The organism is Nitratireductor alexandrii (assembly GCF_004000215.1).
GTDB lineage: Bacteria > Pseudomonadota > Alphaproteobacteria > Rhizobiales > Rhizobiaceae > Mangrovimarina > Mangrovimarina alexandrii.
This window is the reverse complement of the sequence record NZ_RBVY01000002.1, coordinates 245,451-267,439: the sequence shown is the minus strand read 5'-3', so window position 1 is coordinate 267,439 and position 21,989 is coordinate 245,451. Positions and strand designations below refer to the sequence as shown.

Annotated in this window: 22 protein-coding genes and 2 tRNA genes; 10 read left to right on the top strand and 14 right to left on the bottom strand. The window is 64.9% G+C overall.

The genetic code is table 11. The features are described 5' to 3' along the window. Positions 1-53: 53 nt before the first annotated feature. The 5 genes from EP380_RS04990 to EP380_RS04970 form a co-directional block, all read right to left on the bottom strand. Positions 54-857, bottom strand: coding sequence for an amino acid ABC transporter ATP-binding protein (locus EP380_RS04990; RefSeq protein ID WP_127597118.1), 804 nt, complete (start codon positions 855-857; stop codon positions 54-56). Positions 858-896: 39 nt separating this feature from the next. Further along, positions 897-2,054, bottom strand: coding sequence for an amino acid ABC transporter permease (locus EP380_RS04985; protein ID WP_106572330.1), 1,158 nt, complete (start codon positions 2,052-2,054; stop codon positions 897-899). A 1-nt stretch (position 2,055) separates the two neighbouring features. Then, positions 2,056-3,246: an amino acid ABC transporter permease gene (locus EP380_RS04980; RefSeq protein ID WP_127597116.1), complete on the bottom strand. Its 1,191-nt coding sequence runs from the start codon at positions 3,244-3,246 to the stop codon at positions 2,056-2,058. 66 nt (positions 3,247-3,312) lie between these two features. Beyond that, positions 3,313-4,344 (bottom strand): amino acid ABC transporter substrate-binding protein, encoded by a 1,032-nt coding sequence (locus EP380_RS04975; protein ID WP_106572332.1) that lies wholly within the window; start codon positions 4,342-4,344, stop codon positions 3,313-3,315. 238 nt (positions 4,345-4,582) lie between these two features. Then, a complete protein-coding gene (locus tag EP380_RS04970) occupies positions 4,583-5,404 on the bottom strand; it encodes a phosphatase PAP2 family protein (protein ID WP_164749763.1) in 822 nt (273 codons plus the stop codon). Between the two features lie 206 nt (positions 5,405-5,610). Here EP380_RS04970 and EP380_RS04965 point away from each other — a divergent pair, with 206 nt between their 5' ends. Continuing rightward, a complete protein-coding gene (locus EP380_RS04965; protein WP_164749762.1) occupies positions 5,611-6,780 on the top strand; it encodes a cystathionine beta-lyase in 1,170 nt (389 codons plus the stop codon). 105 nt (positions 6,781-6,885) lie between these two features. On the opposite strand, the gene EP380_RS04960 is transcribed toward EP380_RS04965, so the two are convergent. The 6 genes from EP380_RS04960 to EP380_RS04935 form a co-directional block, all read right to left on the bottom strand. Then, positions 6,886-6,962 (bottom strand) — tRNA-Arg (locus tag EP380_RS04960). 39 nt (positions 6,963-7,001) lie between these two features. Then, entirely contained in the window at positions 7,002-7,307 is a 306-nt protein-coding gene (locus EP380_RS04955) for an ETC complex I subunit (protein ID WP_127597110.1), read from the bottom strand. 177 nt (positions 7,308-7,484) lie between these two features. After that, positions 7,485-7,561 (bottom strand) — tRNA-Pro (locus EP380_RS04950). A gap of 77 nt (positions 7,562-7,638) precedes the next feature. Then, entirely contained in the window at positions 7,639-8,340 is a 702-nt protein-coding gene (hdaA, locus tag EP380_RS04945) for a DnaA regulatory inactivator HdaA (protein ID WP_127597108.1), read from the bottom strand. Positions 8,341-8,356: 16 nt separating this feature from the next. Beyond that, on the bottom strand, positions 8,357-9,490 hold the full coding sequence (locus tag EP380_RS04940; protein ID WP_106572339.1) for an AI-2E family transporter: 1,134 nt from the start codon (positions 9,488-9,490) through the stop codon (positions 8,357-8,359). Continuing rightward, positions 9,462-10,019: a CDP-alcohol phosphatidyltransferase family protein gene (locus EP380_RS04935; protein WP_106572340.1), complete on the bottom strand. Its 558-nt coding sequence runs from the start codon at positions 10,017-10,019 to the stop codon at positions 9,462-9,464. The genes EP380_RS04940 and EP380_RS04935 overlap by 29 nt, the downstream gene beginning before the upstream one ends. A 211-nt stretch (positions 10,020-10,230) precedes the next feature. Here EP380_RS04935 and purM point away from each other — a divergent pair, with 211 nt between their 5' ends. The 3 genes from purM (at position 10,231) to EP380_RS04920 (ending at position 12,536) form a co-directional block, all read left to right on the top strand. After that, positions 10,231-11,295 carry a phosphoribosylformylglycinamidine cyclo-ligase gene (purM, locus tag EP380_RS04930; protein WP_127597106.1) on the top strand — a complete coding sequence of 355 codons (1,065 nt, stop codon included), beginning with the start codon at positions 10,231-10,233 and terminating at the stop codon, positions 11,293-11,295. Then, the gene (purN, locus tag EP380_RS04925) at positions 11,292-12,008 is read left to right on the top strand and encodes a phosphoribosylglycinamide formyltransferase (RefSeq protein WP_127597104.1); all 717 of its coding nucleotides are present in this window, start codon (positions 11,292-11,294) and stop codon (positions 12,006-12,008) included. Before purM ends, purN begins: the two co-directional genes overlap by 4 nt. 66 nt (positions 12,009-12,074) lie before the next feature. After that, on the top strand, positions 12,075-12,536 hold the full coding sequence (locus EP380_RS04920; RefSeq protein ID WP_127597102.1) for a DUF1801 domain-containing protein: 462 nt from the start codon (positions 12,075-12,077) through the stop codon (positions 12,534-12,536). A 13-nt stretch (positions 12,537-12,549) separates the two neighbouring features. Here EP380_RS04920 and EP380_RS04915 read toward each other — a convergent pair whose 3' ends face one another. Continuing rightward, positions 12,550-14,658, bottom strand: a complete 2,109-nt coding sequence (locus EP380_RS04915; protein ID WP_127597100.1) for a molybdopterin-containing oxidoreductase family protein — start codon at positions 14,656-14,658, stop codon at positions 12,550-12,552. 113 nt (positions 14,659-14,771) lie between these two features. On the opposite strand from EP380_RS04915, the gene EP380_RS04910 reads away from it, so the two are divergent. Continuing rightward, complete coding sequence (locus EP380_RS04910; protein WP_106572344.1) at positions 14,772-15,638, top strand: 23S rRNA (adenine(2030)-N(6))-methyltransferase RlmJ; 867 nt, start codon at positions 14,772-14,774, stop codon at positions 15,636-15,638. Positions 15,639-15,642: 4 nt separating this feature from the next. On the opposite strand, the gene EP380_RS04905 is transcribed toward EP380_RS04910, so the two are convergent. After that, positions 15,643-16,068 (bottom strand): nuclear transport factor 2 family protein, encoded by a 426-nt coding sequence (locus EP380_RS04905; protein ID WP_106572345.1) that lies wholly within the window; start codon positions 16,066-16,068, stop codon positions 15,643-15,645. Between the two features lie 151 nt (positions 16,069-16,219). Between EP380_RS04905 and EP380_RS04900 the strand changes: the two genes are divergently transcribed. Beyond that, on the top strand, positions 16,220-16,639 hold the full coding sequence (locus tag EP380_RS04900; RefSeq protein WP_127597098.1) for a hypothetical protein: 420 nt from the start codon (positions 16,220-16,222) through the stop codon (positions 16,637-16,639). 55 nt (positions 16,640-16,694) lie between these two features. After that, positions 16,695-17,297: a glutathione S-transferase family protein gene (locus EP380_RS04895; protein WP_106572474.1), complete on the top strand. Its 603-nt coding sequence runs from the start codon at positions 16,695-16,697 to the stop codon at positions 17,295-17,297. A 172-nt stretch (positions 17,298-17,469) separates the two neighbouring features. Here the strand turns inward: EP380_RS04895 and EP380_RS04890 are convergent, their stop codons facing one another. Continuing rightward, positions 17,470-18,132 (bottom strand): outer membrane protein, encoded by a 663-nt coding sequence (locus EP380_RS04890; RefSeq protein WP_420845838.1) that lies wholly within the window; start codon positions 18,130-18,132, stop codon positions 17,470-17,472. Between the two features lie 387 nt (positions 18,133-18,519). Here EP380_RS04890 and EP380_RS04885 point away from each other — a divergent pair, with 387 nt between their 5' ends. The 3 genes from EP380_RS04885 (at position 18,520) to pgsA (ending at position 21,982) form a co-directional block, all read left to right on the top strand. Then, positions 18,520-19,284: an SDR family oxidoreductase gene (locus EP380_RS04885; RefSeq protein WP_106572347.1), complete on the top strand. Its 765-nt coding sequence runs from the start codon at positions 18,520-18,522 to the stop codon at positions 19,282-19,284. Beyond that, positions 19,281-21,290, top strand: coding sequence for an excinuclease ABC subunit UvrC (gene uvrC, locus EP380_RS04880; RefSeq protein ID WP_127597096.1), 2,010 nt, complete (start codon positions 19,281-19,283; stop codon positions 21,288-21,290). Before EP380_RS04885 ends, uvrC begins: the two co-directional genes overlap by 4 nt. Positions 21,291-21,394: 104 nt before the next feature. Next, on the top strand, positions 21,395-21,982 hold the full coding sequence (gene pgsA / locus EP380_RS04875; protein WP_106572349.1) for a CDP-diacylglycerol--glycerol-3-phosphate 3-phosphatidyltransferase: 588 nt from the start codon (positions 21,395-21,397) through the stop codon (positions 21,980-21,982). Positions 21,983-21,989 lie beyond the last annotated feature (7 nt).

Here is a 21,989-nt window from a genome sequence, read left to right as displayed (position 1 = left end):
GCCGGACCGGTGGGGAGCGGCCGGCGTCCCCGCGCACCATCAGATCCGGCCAATCAATGCAGGATCTGGCTCAGGAACAGTTTCGTGCGCTCGTGCTGGGGGTTGTCGAAAAACTTGTCGGGCGTGTTCTGCTCGACGATCTGGCCCTGATCCATGAAAATGACCCGGTTGGCGACCTCGCGCGCGAACCCCATCTCGTGCGTGACGCAGATCATGGTCATGCCCTCCTCGGCGAGGCCGACCATCGTGTCGAGCACTTCCTTGATCATTTCCGGATCGAGCGCCGAAGTCGGTTCGTCGAACAACATGATGCGCGGGTTCATGCACAGCGAGCGCGCGATCGCCACGCGCTGCTGCTGGCCGCCGGAAAGCTGTCCGGGATATTTGTCGGCCTGCTCGGGGATCTTGACTCGCTCCAGGAAATGCATGGCCGTCGCCTCGGCCTCCTTTTTCGGGGTTTTGCGCACCCAAATCGGCGCCAGCGTGCAGTTCTCCAGAATGGTGAGGTGCGGGAACAGGTTAAAATGCTGAAACACCATGCCGACCTCGCGGCGGACCTCGTCGATCTTCTTCAGATCGTTGGTAAGCTCGATGCCGTCGACGACGATCTTGCCCTTCTGGTGCTCCTCGAGGCGGTTGATGCAGCGGATCATCGTCGACTTGCCCGAACCGGACGGGCCGCAGACCACGATGCGCTCGCCGCGCATGACCTTGAGATTGATGTCCTTGAGCACATGGAACTCGCCGTACCATTTGTGCATGCCGACGATCTCGATCGCCACGTCCGTGTCGGATACCTGCATCTTGGACCTGTCGACGGCGATCTCATCGGCGCCGACAGCATTTTCGCTAGCCATCGAGTTTCCCCTTTTTTCATTCGTGGCCGTGGATCTCGGTTATCGTTTGTGACCCGTGTCGAGAAGCCTTTCCATGAAGATCGAGTAGCGCGACATGCCGAAACAGAAGCACCAAAAGACGAAACCCGCGAAAACAAGTCCCGTCATCGGTGTCTGCGGCGAAGCCCAGGTGGCATCCGAAAAGTTCTGTCGCACGGCGCCCAGAAGATCGAACATGCCGATAATGTAGACCAGGCTTGTATCCTTGAAGAGCCCGATAAAGGTGTTGACGATGCCGGGAATGACCAGCTTGAGCGCCTGCGGCAAAACGATCAGGCCCATTTTCTGCCAATAGCCGAGGCCGAGCGAATCCGCCCCCTCGTACTGGCCCTTGGGGATCGCCTGCAGGCCGCCGCGCACCACTTCGGCCATATAGGCCGACGCAAACAGGGCCACACCGATCAACGCACGCAGAAATTTGTCGAAGGTGACGCCGGCCGGCAGGAAGAGCGGCAGCATGACGCTGGCCATGAACAGCACCGTGACCAGCGGCACGCCGCGCACGGTCTCGATGAAGATGACGCAGATCATCTTGACCACTGGCATGTGCGACCGCCGGCCGAGCGCGAGCACGATGCCGAGCGGCAGCGAGACGGCGATACCGACAAAGGACAGCACCAGCGTGACCATCAGACCGCCCCACAGCGGCGTTTCGACATAGTCCAGGCCGAACCAGCCGCCGACCAGCAGGAAAAAGGCGACGACCGGAAACACGACGAAAAGCAGGGCCGCGTTGAGCGCCTTGTGCGGCACGCGGGGAATGAGCAGCGGCACGATCAAAAGCACGAACATGAGGCCGGTCAGGGCAACGCGCCAGCGCTCGTCGAGCGGATAGCGCCCGTATAGGAATTGCTGGAACTTGGCCCCGACAAACGCCCAGCAGGCGCCCGACCACCCATCGGGCTGGATGCCGCCCTGGGCCACGGTGGCGCAGAAGGAGCGGTCGCTGCCCGTCCATTGCGCGTCGACGAAGGCCCAGTTCAAAAGCGGCGGCAACGAATAGGCGATAAACAGCAGCGCCAGAACCGTCAGCACGCCGTCGAACGGGGTTGCGAACAGGTTCTTGCGCAGCCAGTGGCCGAACCCCTTCTCGCCTCTCGGCGCCGGCTGGTTGGCGACGAGTTCGGCGCGCACGAAGGAAAGGTCGTGTTCCTGCATGTTACCGCTCCACCAGCGCCATACGGGCGTTGAACCAGTTCATGAATACCGAGGTGGCAAGACTGAGCCCGAGATAGACGACCATCCAGATGGCGACGACCTCGATCGCCTGGCCGGTCTGGTTGAGGATCGTGCCGCCGATGGCGACCAGATCGGGATAGCCGATCGCGATCGCCAGCGACGAATTCTTGGTCAGGTTCAGATATTGGCTGGTCAGCGGCGGAATGATGATGCGCAAAGCCTGCGGGATGATGACGAGGCGCAATGTCGTTCCCGACCGCAGCCCCAAGGCATAGGACGCTTCGGTCTGGCCCTTGCTGATGCCGAGAATGCCCGCGCGCACGATCTCGGCGATGAAGGAGGCGGTGTAGAAGGACAGGGCGAGATAGAGCGCCAGGAATTCGGGCTTCACCGAAATGCCACCGACCAGATTGAAGGTCGACAATTGCGGAAACTCGAAGCTGAGCGGGAAGCCGGTCAGCGCGAATGCCAAAAGAGGCAGGCCGACAAGCAATGCGAGCGAGGTCCATAAAACCGGAAATTGCTGGCCGGTCGCCATCTGGCGCGCGACTGCGCGCCGCCTGACGAAAAAGATCATGGCGAGCGCCACCACCAAGGACAGGGCGATCAGCCAGGCGCCTTCGCCCCAGACCGGCCGGGGGAAGAAAAAGCCGCGACTGTTGAGATAGGAGCCGAAGGGCAGGCCGATCGAATCGCGTGGCAGCGGCAGCACGGACAGGACGCCGAAATACCAGAAGAAGATCACCAGCAGCGGCGGGATATTGCGGAACACCTCGACATAGACCGTACAGATCTTGCGCACCAGCCAGTTGCGCGACAGGCGTCCGACACCGATCAGGAAGCCGATCAGCGAGGCGGTGAAGATGCCGAGAACGGCAACGACGAGGGTGTTCAACAGGCCGACGACGAGCGCGCGGCCATAGGTGGAATCCGAATCGTAGGCAATCAGGCTGGTGGCGACGTCAAAGCCGCTGCGCCCGCTCAGAAAACCGAACCCGGAGGAAATGTTGGAACGCTGGAGATTCTCGATCGTGTTGCCCACGATCCAGTAGACGAACGCGAACAACCCTACGAAGACGAGGACCTGAAAGACGATCCCGCGAACCTTCGGGTCATAAAGCAACGAGGCCTTCGCTACGCCGTCGTCGCGGACAGTGTCCTGACTGGCCATCTGATCCCTCCCGACCCTGATAGCCGGGAGGCACGTGGGAGCGCCTCCCGGTGGTCCAGGAAAAGATCAGCGGATCGGGGGAGCGTAGAGGATGCCGCCCTTGGTCCAGAGCTGGTTCAGGCCACGGGCGATCTTGAGAGGGCTGTCCTGGCCGATATTGCGCTCGAAGCTCTCGCCGTAATTGCCGACCGCCTTGATGACGTTGACGACCCATTCCTTGTCGAGACCGAGATCGGCCGCGAGCGTGGAATCCGGCTCCATGCCCAACACGCGCTTGATCTCGGGATTGTCGGATCCCTTCATCTCGTCAACGTTGGTCTGGGTGATGCCGAGTTCCTCGGCGATGATCATCGCGTTCAGCGTCCACTTGACGATGTCGAACCATTGGTCGTCGCCCTGGCGCACGACCGGGCCGAGCGGCTCCTTGGAGATGATCTCGGGAAGCACCACGTGATCGTCGGGCGCCGACAAGGTCAGCCGGATCGAATACAGGCCCGACTGATCGGTGGTGTAGACGTCGCAGCGGCCCGAATCGTAGGCGGCGTTGACCTCCTCGAGCTTTTCGAACACGACGGGATTGTATTCCATCTTGTTGGCACGGAAATAGTCGGAGAGATTGAGCTCCGTCGTGGTGCCGGTCTGCACGCAGACCGAAGCGCCGGAAAGCTGCAGCGCGGAATTGACGCCGGGCAGTTTCTTGGCGTTGATCATGAAGCCCTGGCCGTCATAATAGTTGACGCCGGCAAAGTTGAAGCCGAGCGAGGTGTCGCGGCTGAGCGTCCAGGTGGTATTGCGCGACAGCATGTCGATCTCGCCGGACTGCAGCGCGGTGAAGCGTTCCTTCGCCGTGGTGGGCGTGTACTTCACCTTGGTCGCATCGCCGAAAACGGCCGCGGCGACCGCCTTGCAGATATCGACGTCAAAGCCCGACCATTCGCCCTGGTCGTTGGGGGCGGCGAAACCGGCAAGACCGGTATTGACGCCGCACTGGACGAAGCCCTTGGACTTCACGTCGTCGAGCGTGGCGGCGGATGCTGCGGATGCGGCGAGCCCGAGAACCGCCGCGCCAAATACGCCGGTCAGAAGTTTGGCTGTCATAATGGAACCCTTTTCTGTTTTCCCGGGGTCTCGATCCCCGTTGTTTTTCCCTCTCGGAAGCTGAGCATTTCGCCCGGAACCCACCCGGACCAACGCCGTGTCGACGGACGTTGTTCTGCACCTCCCGCTCACCGGCGCATCGAAGGCCATTCTGACCTTTTGGTCAAGGGTGAATGGCAGGATTAGAAACCGTTGGAGGGTCTGCGAAGCGGTTTTTGGCCAACCGGGGTCCTACAACTCATCCGCGAAACGGCGAGCCGGCACGAACCGGGCGCGACCACAGGCTCCTGAACGCCTTGCGGAAACGCGGACGGGGCCAAAAACGCCCCGGCGGCAGGCGAAACACGATGCCGCGCAAGGCCAGCCAGCGCGCCAGGAACAGCGTGTAAAGCGTTCCCACCAGGAAGCCGGCGACGACGTCGGTCGGGTAGTGGGCGGCCACGCCGATGCGCATCGAAGCCAGGATCAGCCCGAGCGGCAAAATCGCGACGGCGGCGCGCGGAAACCACAGCAGCAAAACCATGGTCAAGACGCCGGCCACCTGGGCGTGGCCGGACGGAAAGGAGGCGAAATCGTAACCGGGCGAAAACGGATCGAAATGGGCCGGACCGAGCGTGTCGAGGAATTTCGGCCGGGCACGGCCGACGATCAGTTTGACCAGATTCGTAAAGAGGCCGGAGACCGCGACGGCCAGGAACACGAAACCGGCCTGGCCCGACAGTTTCGCCCAGACCGGCTTCCATTTCCGTTCGGCCCGGCGCCAATCCACCACCCCGGCCAGCAAAAATACCGCCAGCGCGACGACGAGATAGACCGTCGACTTGGCGACGTCGGTGAACCTGGCGCTGAGATCGACGAAGACCGGGCTGGTGCTGCGGACATAGTCGATTAGGGTCGAATCCAAAAAATGCAGCAGGAAGATGGCGTAGACGCCGACGACCGCGACAAGCGTCATGCGGTTGGACCAGGCCGAGGCCCCGTCCTGCCTGAGCGGCGGCGCCCAGAACCGGTCATGCGCCTCGCGCAGATAGGCCCAATACGCACCTGCACCTCGTGTCATCCGGATTCTTTTTCCTTTTTGCCGATTTCGTGCAACGCGGTTCCTGTCCGCGCGGCCAGCCATGCACCAAACGGCGCCGGCCTGACAAGCCTTGGCGGCGTCGGGAAGGCCAGCGCGGGGCAATCCTTGGTTCAGCCGGCCTGCGATATTGCCTCGCGCCCGCGCCGCGACTAAGGCTTGCACGGTCGCAACCCATGCGAGGACCGATGAACACCAAGACGCCGACGCCGGGGATCAACACCCTCCTGACACATTGCGGGAACGATCCGCGCGACTTTTTCGGATTCGTCAACCCGCCCGTCGTGCATGCCTCGACGGTGCTTTTCCCCGACGCCGCGACCATGGCCGCGCGCGATCAGAAATACACCTACGGCACGCGCGGCACGCCGACCAGCGATGCGCTGGCCGAGGCGATCGACGCGCTCGAGGGCTCCGCCGGCACGATCGTCGTACCCTCCGGCCTGGCGGCGGTGACGGTGCCTCTCCTCGCCTTCCTGTCGGCCGGGGACCATGTGCTGATCGTTGATTCCGTCTACCATCCGACCCGCAATTTCGCCGATACGATGCTCACCCGGCTCGGCGTCGAGGTGCAATATTACGCGCCGGAGATCGGCGCGGGCATCGCCTCGCTGATGAAGTCCAACACGCGCGTGGTGTTCACCGAGGCGCCGGGGTCCAACACGTTCGAGATGCAGGACATTCCCGCGATCGCCAAGGCGGCCAAGCAATGGGGCGCGGTGGTGATGATGGACAACACCTGGGCGACGCCGGTCTATTTTCGCCCGCTCGAGCACGGCGTCGACATTTCGATCCATGCCGCGACCAAATATCCCGCCGGCCATTCCGACGTGCTCTTGGGCACCGTGTCGGCCAATGCCGAACACTGGCCCAAGCTGCTTGCGACCCATCACACGCTCGGCGCCTGCGCCGGCCCCGACGACGTCTACCAGGTGCTGCGCGGCCTGCGCACGATGGGCGTGCGGCTCGAACGCCACCAGCAGAGCGCGCTCGAACTCGCGCACTGGCTGGAAGGCCGCGACGGCGTTGCCCGGGTGCTGCATCCCGGTCTCGAAAGCCATCCCGGCCACGCGATTTGGAAACGCGACTTTTCCGGTGCGAGCGGGATTTTCTCGATCGTGCTCGATGGCGGCGGCACGGAAAAGGCGCATGCCTTTCTCGACGCGCTGACCCTGTTCGGGCTCGGCTATTCCTGGGGCGGCTACGAAAGCCTCGCCGTGCATGTGTGGCTCGGCGACCGCACGGTGGCGAAGAAAGATTATGGCGGCCCGCTGATCCGGCTGCAGATCGGGCTCGAGGACGTCGCCGACATCAAGGCCGACCTCCAGCGCGGGCTGGCGGCGGCCGGATCGGGCTGAACGGCGGACGCTTGCAGATGATCGACAACCCGTTCGGCACGGGGTTGTCACCCATGTCTTAGGGACAATCTGTTACCTATCTCTCCGGGTCGTACATGAAATAGCTGGCGATCCCGGCAGGACTCGAACCTGCGACCATCGGCTTAGAAGGCCGGTGCTCTATCCAGCTGAGCTACGGGACCGTCGCGGCGCCCGGCGGCACCGCGCGCAGCCCGGGCACTCTAATGCGTCCAGGGCGTCTTGCGGTCATAGCGGAAATTTTCCGCATAGGAAATCTGGCGCCGGCGCAGTTCCTTCGGCTCCTCGACGCGGAAGGCCACGCCCTGTTTCTTAGCGTAGGCGACGGCTTCTTCGCGGGTCTCGAAGGAGAGCTTGATCTGGCTCTTCATGTCGGCCGAGCTGGTATAGCCCATCAGCGGATCGATCTTGCGCGGCTTTTCGGGCTCGAATTCGAGAATCCAGCGTCCGGTCTTGGCCTTGCCGGACTGCATGGCGGTCTTGGCCGGGCTGTAGATGCGGGCAGACATCGGTGTTTCCTGCTTTTTGACGCGAATGCGACTGTCGGCACTGCCCTAGCCAGAATCAGGCCGTTTGCCAAGCCCGCGCGGCGCGCGATCTGCCGGCCGTGGCAAGATCGGCATCCGGTCTCCGGCCGGAGCGGCCGTCAATCATGCGGGCCGAACCCGGGTCGTACATTGAAAAAATGGTCGGAGCGGCAGGATTTGAACCTGCGACCCTCTGGTCCCAAACCAGATGCGCTACCAGGCTGCGCTACGCTCCGACTGCGGACGGAGGCCGTGGGATACACAGGTCGCGCGCCGACCGCAACCGCTTTTGCAGCGGCGCGGCCCGCCGCACTCACAGGTCGAGCCCGCCCTGCCCGGCGTCCATGGCGCCGATCACCTGGGCCGCCAGCGCCCGCGAAATCCGGCATTTCTGCTCCATCGCGGCGCGGTCGAGCCGCTCGACCACCCGGTTCGCGGTCGACAGCGACCGCTCGATGCGGGCAATCAGATACTGCACGACATGGCGCTCGATCTCGATTTGCCGGTCGGCGAAGAGTTTTGTGATGACGCCGGCGAGCAGCCTATCGTCCGGTTCGCCGATCTCGACCAGCGTCGCCGCCTTCAGGCGGGAGTTGAGATCGGCAAGCCCGATGCCCCAGGCCGCCGGGAAATGACGCGAGGTCAAAAGCAGGCTCGATCCGGCCGCGCGTACGGCGTTGATCAGGTGAAACAGCGCCGTCTCGTCGAAGGCGCCGGGCGCGATGCCGTCGACCAGGATGGGGCGCTCGGCGAGCACGGCCGGATCGACCGCCGCGATATCGCCGACCGCCGGCGCGATCGCGGCCGCCCGCGCCCTCCAGATATCGGCCAAATGCGTCTTGCCCGAGCCGGTCGGCCCCGCCAAGACGACCACCGGCGCGGGCCAGTCCGGCCAGCGGTCGATCATGGCGACCGCGGCCGCGTTGGCGTCCGAAACGATCAGGTGATCGCGCGAATAGTCGGCCCGATGGCCGAGATCGAGCGGCAATTGCCGGGGTGGAGGCGTAGCGGACATTCTCAAACCCGGCCGGTCACTCGCCGGACGTTCCATGGCCCCGATACATGGGCGAGGCGAGGTAGCGGGCGAGCGCGAAGCGGACCAGCACCGCCACCGCGGCGGCGGCCGGAACGGCGATCAAAAGGCCGACGAAGCCGAACAGCGTGCCGAAGGCGAACAGCGCGAACATCAGCCAGACCGGATGCAGGCCGACGCTCTTGCCGACCAGCTTGGGCTGCAAAATGTTGCCCTCGATGAACTGGCCGCCGAAGAAGATCGCGGCCACGGCGGCGACCATCATCCAGTCCGGCCAGAACTGAACGAAGGCGACCCCGACCGACAGCGTCAGACCGACCAGGGAGCCGATGTAGGGAATGAAACTGATCAACCCGGCGACCAGACCGATCAGCAGGCCGAAATTGAGCCCGACCACCGTCAGGCCGACCGCGTACATGACGCCGAGGATGAGGCACAAAGTGCCCTGCCCGCGCAGGAAGCCGGCGGTGGCGGTGTTGATGTCTGTGGCGAGCTGGCGCACCGTGCCGACATGCTCGCGCGGCACCCAGCCGTCGACGGTCTCGATCATCCGATCCCAGTCGAGCAGCATGTAGAAGGCGACCACCGGGGTGACGACCAGAAGGCCGGCAATGTTGATGATCGCCATGCCCGACGACCACAACGACTGGAACAGCCCGGTCAAAAAGCCGGCGCCGGAACTGATCAGCGAGCTCAACGCCTCGCGCAGGCTTTGCGAATTGACGCCGATCGTGCGTTCCAGCCAGGCCGGGTCGATGTTCATGACCAGGGACTGAAGGCGCGAAAAATAGTCCGGCAGCTTGGCGCCGAAATCGGCGAGCTGAGTCGCCAGGATCGGCACGATCACCATCAGCGCCAGCACGAAGGCAAGCAGAAACCCGATCAGGATGACGATGGTGGCGGCAAGCCTGGACAGGCCGTAGCTTTCCAGCTTGTCGGCGACCGGATCGAGAAAATAGGCCAGCACCATGCCGGCGACGAAGGGCAGCAGGATGGAGCTGAAAATGAGCAGGAACAGGATCAGCAGCGCGGCCGCGATCATCCAGAACAGAACCTGACGACGCAGCGAGGCGGCCGCGACGCGGTACGCCTCGTTGTGGTTCTCACTCGCCTGGGTTCGCGCTTTCGCCATAATCGTTCATGTGCCGGAGCCAAGCCACGAGATAGGCCGCAGCCGAAGCCAGGGTCAAGAGGCCGGAGACAATGACCAGTGCGCCGCGCAGCGCGCCGGCCTGACCGTCGAAGGCCAGTTCCGCCAGAACCAGCGCCGCCAGAACGATCTGGACGGCGGTGTTGGCCTTGGAGACGAAAAGCGGCTTTACCTCGACCGGATTGCCCATGATGGTCGACAACAGCACCGCCGCCACGATCAGCGCGTCGCGCGAGACCGCCGCGATCACCAGCCATAGAGGCAGTTCGCCCATGTAGCCGAGCACGACGAAAACCGACACCAAGAGCAGCTTGTCGGCCATCGGGTCGAGATAGGCGCCAAGCTCGGAACGCTGGTCGAACTGACGGGCGATGAAACCATCGACCCCATCGGACACGCCGGCGATCACGAAGCCGGCCAACGCCCAACCCATCTTGTCGGTCAGCAGCGCGAACACCACGGCCGGCACCAGAAAAAAGCGCAGAATGGTGATCACATTTGGTATGGTCACGATGGCTCTCCGGACCGGTCGCGAAATCTCGTGCCGATAGATGGACGGTTTCGGACCGGCCTTCAAGCCGGGAGCGCCGCACGGGATAAATCCGTTGATGGCGGCGGGCGGGCCGGGGCCGGCCTTGCAGCCCGGGCGCCTTCATGCGAAGAGCCGCCTGACAGGGTCCGCCGGCGGCGACGTGCCGGCGGCCGAAGCGACGGGAAACGCCATGAGCCAGGGCAAGAACGGTCTCACCTACGCCGAGGCCGGCGTGGACATCGACGCCGGCAACGCCCTGGTCGACAAGATCAAGCCGCTGGTCCGCTCCACGCGGCGCCCCGGCGCCGACGGCGAGATCGGCGGTTTCGGCGGCCTGTTCGACCTCAAAGCCGCCGGCTTCAGCGATCCGGTGCTGGTGGCGGCCAATGACGGGGTCGGCACCAAGCTGAAAATCGCGATCGAGGCCGGCATTCACGACACGGTCGGCATCGACCTGGTGGCGATGTGCGTCAACGACCTCGTCGTGCAGGGCGCCGAACCGCTTTTTTTCCTCGACTACTTCGCCACTGGCCGGCTCGACCCGGACCAGGGTGCCGCGATCGTTTCGGGCATCGCAGCCGGCTGCCGCCAGGCCGGCTGCGCGCTGATCGGCGGCGAAAGCGCGGAAATGCCCGGCCTTTACCGGGACGGTGACTACGATCTGGCGGGCTTTGCGGTGGGAGCGGCCGAACGCGGCCAGTTGCTGCCGACCGACGACATTGCCGAGGGCGACGTGATCCTGGGCCTGTCGTCGTCGGGCGTGCATTCGAACGGGTTCTCGCTGGTGCGCCGGATTGTCGACAAGGCCGGCCTGGCCTGGGACGCGCCCGCCCCGTTCGCGCCGGAGCGGACGCTGGCCGAGGCGCTGCTCGAACCGACCCGGATCTACGTCAAGCCGCTGCTGAACGCGGTGCGCGGCACCCACGGCATCAAGGCGCTCGCCCACATTACCGGCGGCGGTTTTCCCGACAATATTCCGCGTGTGCTGACCGGGGACTGGTCGGCCGAGATCGACCTGGACGCGATCGATGCACCGCCGGTGTTCGGCTGGCTGCGGCGCGAGGGCGGCGTGGCCGATGAAGAAATGCTGCGCACCTTCAATTGCGGGATCGGCATGATCGCGGTGGTGGCGGCCGGCCAGGCCGCTCAGGTCGCCGCCGTGCTCAACCAGGCCGGCGAAACCGTGACCTCGATCGGACGGATCGTGCCGCGGCGCGATGCCGGCGTGATCTATCGCGGGACGATCGCGTTATGAGGGCGCGCCGGCGTGTGGCCATCCTGATCTCCGGGCGCGGCTCCAACATGGAAGCGCTGATCGCGGCGGCGGCCGCTGCCGACTTCCCGGCCGAGATCGTCGCGGTGATCAGCAACGAGCCGGACGCGGCCGGCCTGCAGATCGCCCGCGGACACGGTATCGAAACGGTCGCGATCCCGCATCGCGACTATGCCGACCGGGCCGCGCACGAGGCCGAAATCGGCCGCGCGCTCGGCGAATACAAGCCCGACATCGTCTGCCTGGCCGGCTATATGCGGCTTTTGACGCCCCGCTTCGTGGCGGCATGGGAAGGCCGGATGATCAACATCCACCCGTCCCTGCTGCCGGCCTTTCCGGGCTTGAACACCCATCGCCGAGCGCTCGCGCAAGGCGTGCGCCTCCACGGTTGCACCGTCCATTTCGTCACAGAAACCATGGATGACGGCCCGATCATCGCTCAGGCGGCGGTGCCGGTGTTGTCGAGCGACAGCGAAAATTCGCTGGCCGTGCGCGTGCTTCTGGCCGAGCACAAGCTCTATGCGATGGCCCTCGGGATGGTCGCGCGCGGCCAGGTGGCGATGCGCGACGGCAGGGCGGTGTTTTCCGGCACTGACGATGGCGATCCCGAGGCGCGGCTCTTTTCGCCCGCGCCGCCGCAGTCCGATCCCGCCGCGATCGCAGATGTGGAACACCTGGCTCGCTTCACGCCCTAACCGCGACCGGGCTTCGGGCACGGAAGGACCGTACCCGATCCAACGCAGCACGGGGGACGAGGGTCGATGGCCGACACGACGACAACGCCGCCGATCGCCGACGATGCCGTGCGCGCGGTCTTCGCGGCATGGCCGCCCGCCTTGCGAGGCCGGCTTCTGGCGCTCCGGCGTCTTATCCTGGAGACCGCCGCGACCACCAAGGGCGTCGGCGCGCTCGAGGAGACGCTGAAATGGGGTCAGCCGGCCTATCTCACCACGCGCTCGCGCAGCGGCAGCACGATACGCCTGGGTGCGCTGCGCGGCCAGGACGGATACGCGCTTTATTTCATCTGCCATACCGGCCTGGTGGAACGCTTTTCGGAGCTCTATCCGTCGACGCTGCGCTGCGTCGGCAACCGCGCCCTCCATTTTGGGCCCGACGACGCACTGCCGGAGGCGGAACTGCGCCACTGCCTGCAACTGGCGCTGACCTATCATCTGCGCAAGCGCAGTGCCCGCTCACGGGGAAGCGCGACATCGACCGGGTGACTCAGTCAGGATATTAGCCGGCCGGCCGGATCCACACGCGATTGTCGTGGAACGCCGCCCCGCCATAGGGCGCGGGCGCATCGGCACCGGTCAAGACGTTGATGCCCTCGCCGCGCTCATGCGCGGCGTTGGGCCAAATCCCTTCCGCGACAGCGACCCCACGCTTCACGCCGCCGAAAAGCCTGGCGTGCAGCACGATCTCGCCGCGCGGATTGCCGATCTCGACGCGGTCTCCATCTTTTATGCCGATTTCGGCGGCGTCGTCGGGATGAAGCATGATTTCCGGCCGCCCTTCGCGCTTTTTCGCGCTCGGGGTCTCGGAAAAACTGGAATTCAGGAACGAACGCGCCGGCGATGTCGCCAGCCGGAAGGGATGGGTGTCGTCCGCCTCCTCGATCACACCGACATGGTCGGGAAAGACGGGCAGCCTGTCGTGCGGCCCGAAAGCGCCCAGAGATTTCGGCGGCTTGGCGGGAGCGACCGTGCCGGTCCAGTCGGGCCGGAAACGGAATTTTCCGTCCGTGTGGCCGAAACCGGTCAGAAAATGGGCGGTGTCGAAGTCCGGCTGCAGGTCCACCCAGCGCTCGCCGGCGAGAGCGTCGAAATCGCCCAGGCCGCGCTTGGCGAGCATGACGTCGATATGAGCCCGCGCGCTGATGCCGAAGCCCGGACGGTCGGCGACGCCGAGCCGTTCGGCCAGGCCCTCAATGACATCGAGATTGGGACGCGGCCCGGCGGGCGGATCGATCAGTTTCGGGCCGAGGATGATGTGCTGATGGCCGCCGCCGCGATAGATGTCGTCATGTTCGAGGAACATGGTGGCCGGCAGGACGACATCGGCAAGCGCTGCCGTTTCGGTCATGAACTGTTCGTGCACGCAGGCAAACAGGTCCTCGCGCAGGAAACCTTGTTTCACCAACCGCTGCTCGGGGCAGACATTGGCCGGATTGGTGTTCTGGATCAGCATCGCGGTGACCGGCGGACCGTGGCGCAGCGCCTCGGCATCCCCAGTCAGGATGCGCCCGATCTGCGACTGGTCGAGCATGCGGATGCGCGGATCCGCAAGCTTCACCCCCTCCAACAATGTCTTGTCGAGCCGGAAAATGCCCGAATTGGAGTGAAAGGCACCGCCGCCCTCGTACTGCCAGGCGCCGGTGACCGCTGCGATCGACAGGGCGGCATGCATGTTGACGGCGCCGTTGCGCTGGCGCGCGAAACCGTAACCGAGGCGGAAAAAGCTGCGTTTGGTGGTGCCGACCAGCCGGGCGAAAGTCTCGATCTCGTCAACCGTGAGACCGGTAATCGCGGCAGCCCATTGCGGCGTGCGCGAGGCCAGATGCGCCTCTAGCCCGGCCGGATCGTCGGTGTATTTTTCCAGATAGGGCCGGTCGGCAAGGCCGTCGCGAAACAGGACATGCATGACCGCGCAGGCGAGTGCGCCATCCGTGCCCGGCCTGAGCACCAGGCCGAGATCGGCCTGCTTCATGGTGGCGTTGTCGTAGACGTCGATCACCACGATCTTGGCTCCGCGTTCCTTGCGCGCGCGAATGGCGTGGGTCATGACGTTGACCTGGGTGGCGACAGCGTTGGTGCCCCAGATGACGACGCAGTCCGATTTCGCCATTTCGCGCGGATCGGCGCCGCACAGCGCGCCCGCGCCCATGACGAAACCCGTCCAGGCGAGATTGGTGCAGATCGATTCGAAGAAGCCGGAATATTTTTTGGCGTGACGCAGACGATGGATAGAATCGCGCTGCACCAGCCCCATCGTGCCGGCATATTGATAGGGCCAGACCGTCTCGCTGCCGAAACGCGCCTCGGCAGCGAGGAACTTTTCCGCCACCAGATCGAGCGCGGCCTCCCAACTCGCCTCCTTCCAAGCGCCCTCGCCCTTGGCGCCGGCGCGCACCAGCGGCTTCAAAAGCCGGTCGGGATGGTGGACGCGTTCGGCGTAACGCGCGACCTTGGCGCAGATCACGCCTGCGGTATAGGTGTTGTCACGCGCGCCGTGCACGCGGCCGATGCGGCCGCTGTCGAGAAGCTCCACGTCGAGCGCGCAGGTCGAGGGGCAGTCGTGCGGGCAGGCCGTGTGGCCGATCGCGATCTTGGCGTGCTGGTTCATGCCGCAAAACTACCGGGTTTGGCGGTTGGACAACAGCCATCCCGGCGAAAAAGAATCGGTCCACCCCGTCGACAACGCCGACGGTGGTGCGTTTATGAAGACGGGTTGAGCGTATGAACTACCGCCACGGCTATCACGCGGGCAATTTCGCCGATGTGGTCAAACACGCGGTGCTGACGCGCATCCTCGACTATCTCAAGCGCAAGGACAAACCGTTTCGGGTGATCGACACCCATGCCGGCGCGGGCCTTTACGATCTGTCCTCGGAAGAAGCGCAGAAGACCGGCGAATGGCGCAACGGCATCGCCAAACTGGCGCAGGCCGACCTGGCCGAGCCGGCGAAAACCCTGCTCGCGCCCTATCTCGAGGCCGTGGCGGCGCTCAACCCGGCCGAGCCGCTGCGGTTTTATCCGGGCTCGCCGGAAATCACGCGCCACCTGCTGCGCGGCCGCGACCGGCTGACGGCGATCGAACTGCATCCGCAGGAGGCGTTTGCGCTGAAAACGCGCTTCGACGGCGACTACCAGGTGCGGGTCATCGAACTCGACGGCTGGCTGGCGCTCGGCGCGCATGTGCCGCCGAAGGAAAAGCGCGGGTTGGTTCTGGTCGATCCGCCGTTCGAGCGCGAAGGCGAGTTCGACCGCATCGTCGACGGCCTTGCCAAGGCCTATCGGCGCTGGCCGGGCGGCATCTATGCGCTGTGGTATCCGATCAAGGACCACGCCGCGGTGGCGCGCTTTCGCGACCGCCTGCGCCACGCCGGGATTGCGCGCATTCTCGACGTCTCCTTGTCGGTGCGCGGCCCCTCCCCCGAACCCAGGCTCGACGGGTCCGGCCTGGTGGTCGTCAACCCGCCTTTTCTGCTGGAGGAGGAGATGCAGACCATTCTACCGACCCTGGCCGTGCTGCTCGCCGAGGACAACACCGCGTCGTGGCGGATCGAGCATCTGGCCGGTGAGGACGCGGCGCGGGAGGACTGAGACGTCAGCCGAACAGCTTGCGCCGCAGCCGTGCAACGCCGAGAAAGATACCGCCCAGACCGTTCGGCCCGTAGGGCTCGTAAGCGCGCAATCGCGAAATCAACCCGTCGCGTGTCTCGAAGACGAAGACCTGCGGAAAGTTCAGCGCCTGACCGTTTTTCAGCACGTGGCTGGTGTCGACCTCCACGGCGCCGCTCACCGCGTCGCGCCCCTCAAACAAATGGATGGTGGTGAAGCCGAACTGGCGCATGACCGACAGGCCCCAGTCGAGACCGGCTTCGATTTCGGCGCGGCCGTTCATCTGCGGGCTGGGGTAATGCGGGTCGAACAGCCGGGCGTCCTCGGCAAAGCAGGCCAGCGCGGCCTGTTTGTCCCGCGCCTCGAGCGCCCGAAACAGGCGTTCCAGCACGGCCGATGCCGGTTCCGTCATCGCGTCCCCCCAAAAAACCGTCCCGAAAGACAACCCGGTGCGGAGCCTATCACAATGGCCGGAGCCGACAACACGGCCCGGCGCAGCTTGACCAGGCCACGCCTATTCATCACAGTGCGCCTCCCGTCCAGCCCGACTCGGAGTAACGAGAATGGTACGACCCGTCCGCATCGGTTTTGCGTTGTCGCTGCTTGCGGGCGTGTTGATGTGGGCCGTTCCGGCAAGCGCCCACGATCTGACGCCACGTGCGTGCGGCGACGGCGCCATCTTGTCGCGCATCACGACGAAATTCCGCCACCAGGTCCGCCACGTGCCAAATCTGCCCGACGTGGAGATCGTCAACTTCCGGCGCGTGCACGAGCGGCGTTACCTGCCCTGGCGCGAGAACAGGCCGATCGCGCGCCGCTATTGCGGGGCGACGGCGGTGCTGTCGGACGGGCGCCGGCGGACTATCTGGTACCTGATCGAGGACGGAATGGGTTTCGCGGGCATCGGCGACGGCGTGGAATTCTGCGTGTCGGGCTTCGACCGCTGGAAGGTCTATGACGGCCGCTGCCGGGTCGTGCGCTGAGCGCCCGCACGCGCAGCGGACCGTTTCAACGAAGAATCACGAGGCCGACACCGTCATGATCCGCATTCTTTACGCTCCGCCCTCGCCCTATTCGGCCAAGGTTCGCATGGCAGCCACACTGGCGCAGGTGCCGTTCGAGGCGGTACCGGTCGACACCGGCGCCGAACCCGATCTTCTGATCGACGCCAATCCGCTCGGCAAGATCCCGGTGCTTTTGACCGAAGACGGGTTCGCGCTCTACGACAGCCGCGCGATCACCCAATATTTGAACCGGATTTCCAAGAACGCGGTCTTTCCGCGCAATGCTGTTAAACGCACCGAGGCCGAATGCATGGAGGCGCTGGCCGACGGCATGACCGACTGCCTGCTGGCCCACGTCTACGAACGGCGCTTCCATCCGCCGGACAAGGTGCACCAACCCTGGCTCGACCGGCAATGGGCGAAGGTGGAGCGGGCACTCGACCGGTTGAATGCCGAGCCGCCGAAACTCGGGCGACGCATCCATTGCGGCCATATCGCGATCAGGGCGGTGCTCGGCTATCTGGAACTGCGCTTCGGCACCGACTGGATGCGCGGGCGGACCAGGCTGAAGAACTGGATGAAACGGTTCGACGACAAATATCCAGACCTGGCCGCGCTGCTGCCTGCCGCGTCGTAACGCGGGCGTCACGGCCGGGCAGTTCTGCACGGCCACCTTGCCAAGGCGCGTTGTTCCAAAATCGGCGAAGCCTGCAAATCGCGCCAGCCATTGGCGCAATGCCTGCCCGGCGCAAAAAGGCCGGGCGCGAAACGCCCGGCCGGTTTGTTTTGGTTTCGTGCTGCCGTTCGGATCAGAATTTCATGCCGAGACCGAACAGAACCTTGTTCTCGCTGGCGTCGATCGAGGTCGGGCCGCCAGACAGCGAAAAGTCCTTGTCGCCATAGTCGACATAGCGGTATTCGCCGCGCGCGAAAATCCGGTCGGTCAGCTTGATGTCGGTGCCGACGCCGGCCGTCCAACCCAGCATGGTGTTGGTGTCGGACGTGGTCGCGTCGGACACTTCGAGCCGGCCTGCGGCGCCACCGGCGGTGCCGTAGACCAGCACGCGGTCGCTCAACGCGACGCCGAGGCGCGCGCGCAGCGTGCCGTCGACGCCCGATTGCGACGTCAGGCCGGCATTGGTGCCCTCGTTGCCGTTATAGCCGATATCGGCTTCCGCACCGTAGACGAACATGCCTTCCTGAACGTTCCAGCCCCCGAAGGCGCCACCCTGGAAACCGTCGGTATTGATGGAATTGCCCGGCGCACGGGTACGGCCGCTGAAGCCATAGCCGCCATAGGCACCGACATAGCCGCCGGACCAGGTGTAGACCGGCACCTCTTCGACCGGCAGCGGCGCCACCGGCGTCTGGTCAATGACGTCGGCGGCCTGGGCCGACGCAACGCCGAAAAGGGCGACGGCTCCGACCGCAGCGGCGATCGAGCGGGCGTGATTGGTTTTGGTACGCATCATCTTCTCTCCTTGGTCACTCGGCGGAGGACGAGACCGTCTTCCCCCGCATGAACGCGCACCGGACCGTGTGGGAGGAACGGGCGGGTCCGGCTGCGGCGAATGTCGGGTTTGAATCTGGCTGAAAGGTACCGAAAATCTGGTCATTGGCTGGCCGCTATGCGGCCGAAATTTGACGTGACGTTTCAGCAACAGGCGCCCGGCTAGGCGCAAACGGTGATTCAAGATACCGCACCATCATGTTGAAATTGCTACAGAAAAACTTCGGGCGAACAGGTCGAACCGTTGTGGCCGGCCACGATATGGACAGGTGGACGCGACGACAGTGCGCCTTTCAATCGTAATTTTGCCGCATATATTTCGGCGGTGTTAACGGGAGTGAACGGACCCATGGCCGAAAACGGGCCAACAGCCCTTGTCACCGGCGGCGCCAGGCGCATCGGCGCGGCGATCGTTGAGGACCTCGCCGCCAACGGGTTTGGTGTGGCCATCCACTGCAACCGCGCCCGCGAGGAGGCCGACCGGCTTGCCGACGCGATCGGCCGGGCCGGCGGAAAAGCCGTCGTGCTGCCGGCGGATCTGTGCGACCCTGACGCCGGTGCCGGGTTGATCGCCGCGGCCGCCGATGCGCTTGGGCCGGTGCGCCTGCTGGTCAACAACGCCTCCGCCTTCGACGACGACAGTCCGGCTGATCCCGACTGGGAACGATGGGACCGGCACTTTGCCCTGCACCTGAAAGCGCCGGTGGCGCTGACCTCGACCATGGCCAAGGCATTGCCCGCCGACGGCGACGGGCTCGTCGTCAACGTCATCGACCAGCGGATCTGGAAGCTGACACCGCAATTCTTTTCCTACACGCTGTCGAAATCGGCCTTGTGGACGGCGACGCGAACCATGGCCCAAGGCCTGGCACCGCGTATCCGGGTCAATGCGATCGGCCCCGGCCCGACACTGAAGAACGCGCGCCAAGCCGTCTCCGACTTTCGCGCCCAGACCGACGCCCTGCCGCTCAAGCGCGGTCCTCTGCTGACGGAGTTCGGCGCCACGATACGCTATTTGTGGCAAACACCGTCGATAACCGGCCAGATGATCGCGCTCGACGGCGGCCAGCATCTTGCCTGGCAGACACCCGATGTGACAGGCATGCGCGAATGACATCCAGACACGATCCCGATCCCGCCAACCCGTCCGGCGAAAGCCGCGATGAGGAACCGGCCGCAGCGGCCGCGATCGCCAGCGGGCCGATCGACTGGACCTCCGGCGCGGAAAACACCGGCGACAAGAGCGGCCTCGAACTGATCGGTGAATTCGTCAAGCGGCTGCCCAACGCCCCCGGCGTATATCGGATGATGAACGCCGCCGGCGACGTGCTTTACGTCGGCAAGGCGCGCAATCTCAAGAAGCGGGTCAACAATTATGCCCAGGGCCGCGGCCATACCAACCGCATCGCCCGCATGGCGCGCGAGACGGCGGCGATGGAATTCGTCGTCACGCGCACCGAGATCGAAGCGCTGCTGCTGGAGGCCAATCTCATCAAGCGCCTGCGGCCGCGCTTCAACGTGCTGTTGCGCGACGACAAATCCTTTCCTTACATCCTGATCACCGGCGATCATCGCGCACCCGGCATCTTCAAGCATCGCGGCGCACGCTCGCGCAAGGGCGAGTATTTCGGCCCGTTCGCCTCGGCGGGTGCAGTCGGACGCACGATCAACGCGCTGGAACGGGCCTTCCTGCTCAGAAGCTGTACCGATTCGGTGTTCGAAAGCCGCACCCGCCCCTGCCTGCTCCACCAGATCAAGCGCTGCTCGGCACCGTGTACCGGCGAAATCAGCGACGAAGGCTACGCCGCGCTGGTGGACGAGGCGAAAGCCTTTTTGTCCGGGCGCAGCCAGAAGGTGAAGGCTGAAATTTCCGCGGCCATGCAGGAGGCGGCGGAACGGCTCGATTTCGAGCGCGCGGCCGTGCTGCGCGACCGACTGTCGGCGCTCAGCCACGTCCAGAGCCACCAGGGCATCAATCCGCATTCGCTCGAGGAGGCCGACGTGTTCGCCATCCACCAGGAAGGCGGGCAAAGCTGTATCGAGGTGTTTTTCTTCCGCACCGGCCAGAACTGGGGCAACCGCGCCTATTTTCCCAAGGCCGACCCCGCGCTCGGCCCGCAGGAGGTGCTCGGCGCCTTTCTGACGCAGTTTTACGACGACAAGCCCTGCCCGCGCGCGATCCTGCTCACCCACGCGGTCGAAGAGCAGGACCTGCTGGCCGCTGCCTTGTCGGCCAAGGCCGGCCGCAAGGTGACGATCGGCGTTCCGCGCCGCGGCGAAAAGAAGGACCTAGTCGACCACGCGCTGCAGAACGCACGCGAGGCGCTCGGGCGCCGGCTGGCCGAAACTTCCTCGCAGGCGCGCCTGCTGACGGGGCTGGCAGAGACCTTCAACCTGGAAACCCCGCCGCGGCGCATCGAGGTCTATGACAATTCCCACATCATGGGCACCAACGCCGTCGGCGCGATGATCGTCGCTGGCCCGGAGGGATTTGCCAAGGCGCATTACCGCAAGTTCAACATCCGTTCGACCGATATCGCACCCGGCGACGATTTCGGCATGATGCGGGAGGTGCTCACGCGGCGCTTCACGCGTCTTTTGAAGGAGCGGCCGGACGAGGCCGGGGCCGAGACCGAAACGCAGGACCTGGCCGACGGCCTGCCCGCCTGGCCCGATCTGGTGCTGATAGACGGCGGCCAGGGCCAGATGAACGCCGTGCGCGCCGTCTTCGCCGAACTGGGCATCGCCGAGCGCGTGACCGCGATCGGCGTCGCCAAGGGTGTCGACCGCGAGGCTGGGCGCGAGCGGTTTTTCGTCGACGGGCGGCCGCCCTTCATGCTGCCGCCACGCGATCCGGTGCTCTATTTCACCCAGCGGCTGCGCGACGAGGCGCATCGCTTTGCGATCGGTTCCCACAGGGCCCGGCGCAAGAAGGAGATGGTGAAGAACCCCCTCGACGAGATCGGTGGCATCGGACCGGCCCGAAAACGCGCTTTGCTGCACCATTTCGGCACCGCCAAGGCGGTGAGCCGGGCCGGCGTGGAGGACCTGATGACGGTGGACGGCATTTCCGAGGCCATGGCCAGGCAGATTTACGATCACTTCCACGACAGGAGATGACCCGCGTCGCCTTGGCCCATTGTGCGCGCGCGCCCTTTCCGCGATGTTGACCGCGAGCGCCCGCTTCTGGTTTGAGTGGGCGGGTTTAACGGTGTTGCCATTTCATGTCCAACCGCGCTTTCAACCTGCCGAACATCCTGACCTACGGGCGCATCCTCGCCGTGCCGCTGATCGTGCTGTGCTTTTTCCTGGAAGGCCGGCTGCGTTCCAGCGACTTCGCCCGCTGGAGCGCGCTCGGCCTGTTCATGGCCGCCAGCGTGACCGACTATCTGGACGGCTACCTGGCGCGCATCTGGCAACAAACCTCCAATATCGGCAGGATGCTCGACCCGATCGCAGACAAGCTTCTGGTCTCGACCTGCCTGCTGTTGCTGGCCGCCGATCCCGCGCGCACCATCCATGGCTGGTCGCTGTGGGCGGCGATCATCATCCTGTGCCGCGAAATCCTGGTCTCGGGCCTGCGCGAATATCTGGCCGAACTGAAGGTGAGCGTGCCGGTGACGCGGCTGGCAAAATGGAAGACCACCATCCAGATGATCGCGATCGGCTTCCTGCTGGCCGGACCGGCGGGCGCGAAACTGCTGCCCTATACGATCGAGATCGGTATCACGCTGCTGTGGATTTCGGCCCTGGTGACGCTTTATACTGGCTACGATTATTTCCGCGCCGGTTTGAAACACATCATCGATTGAGGCCGCG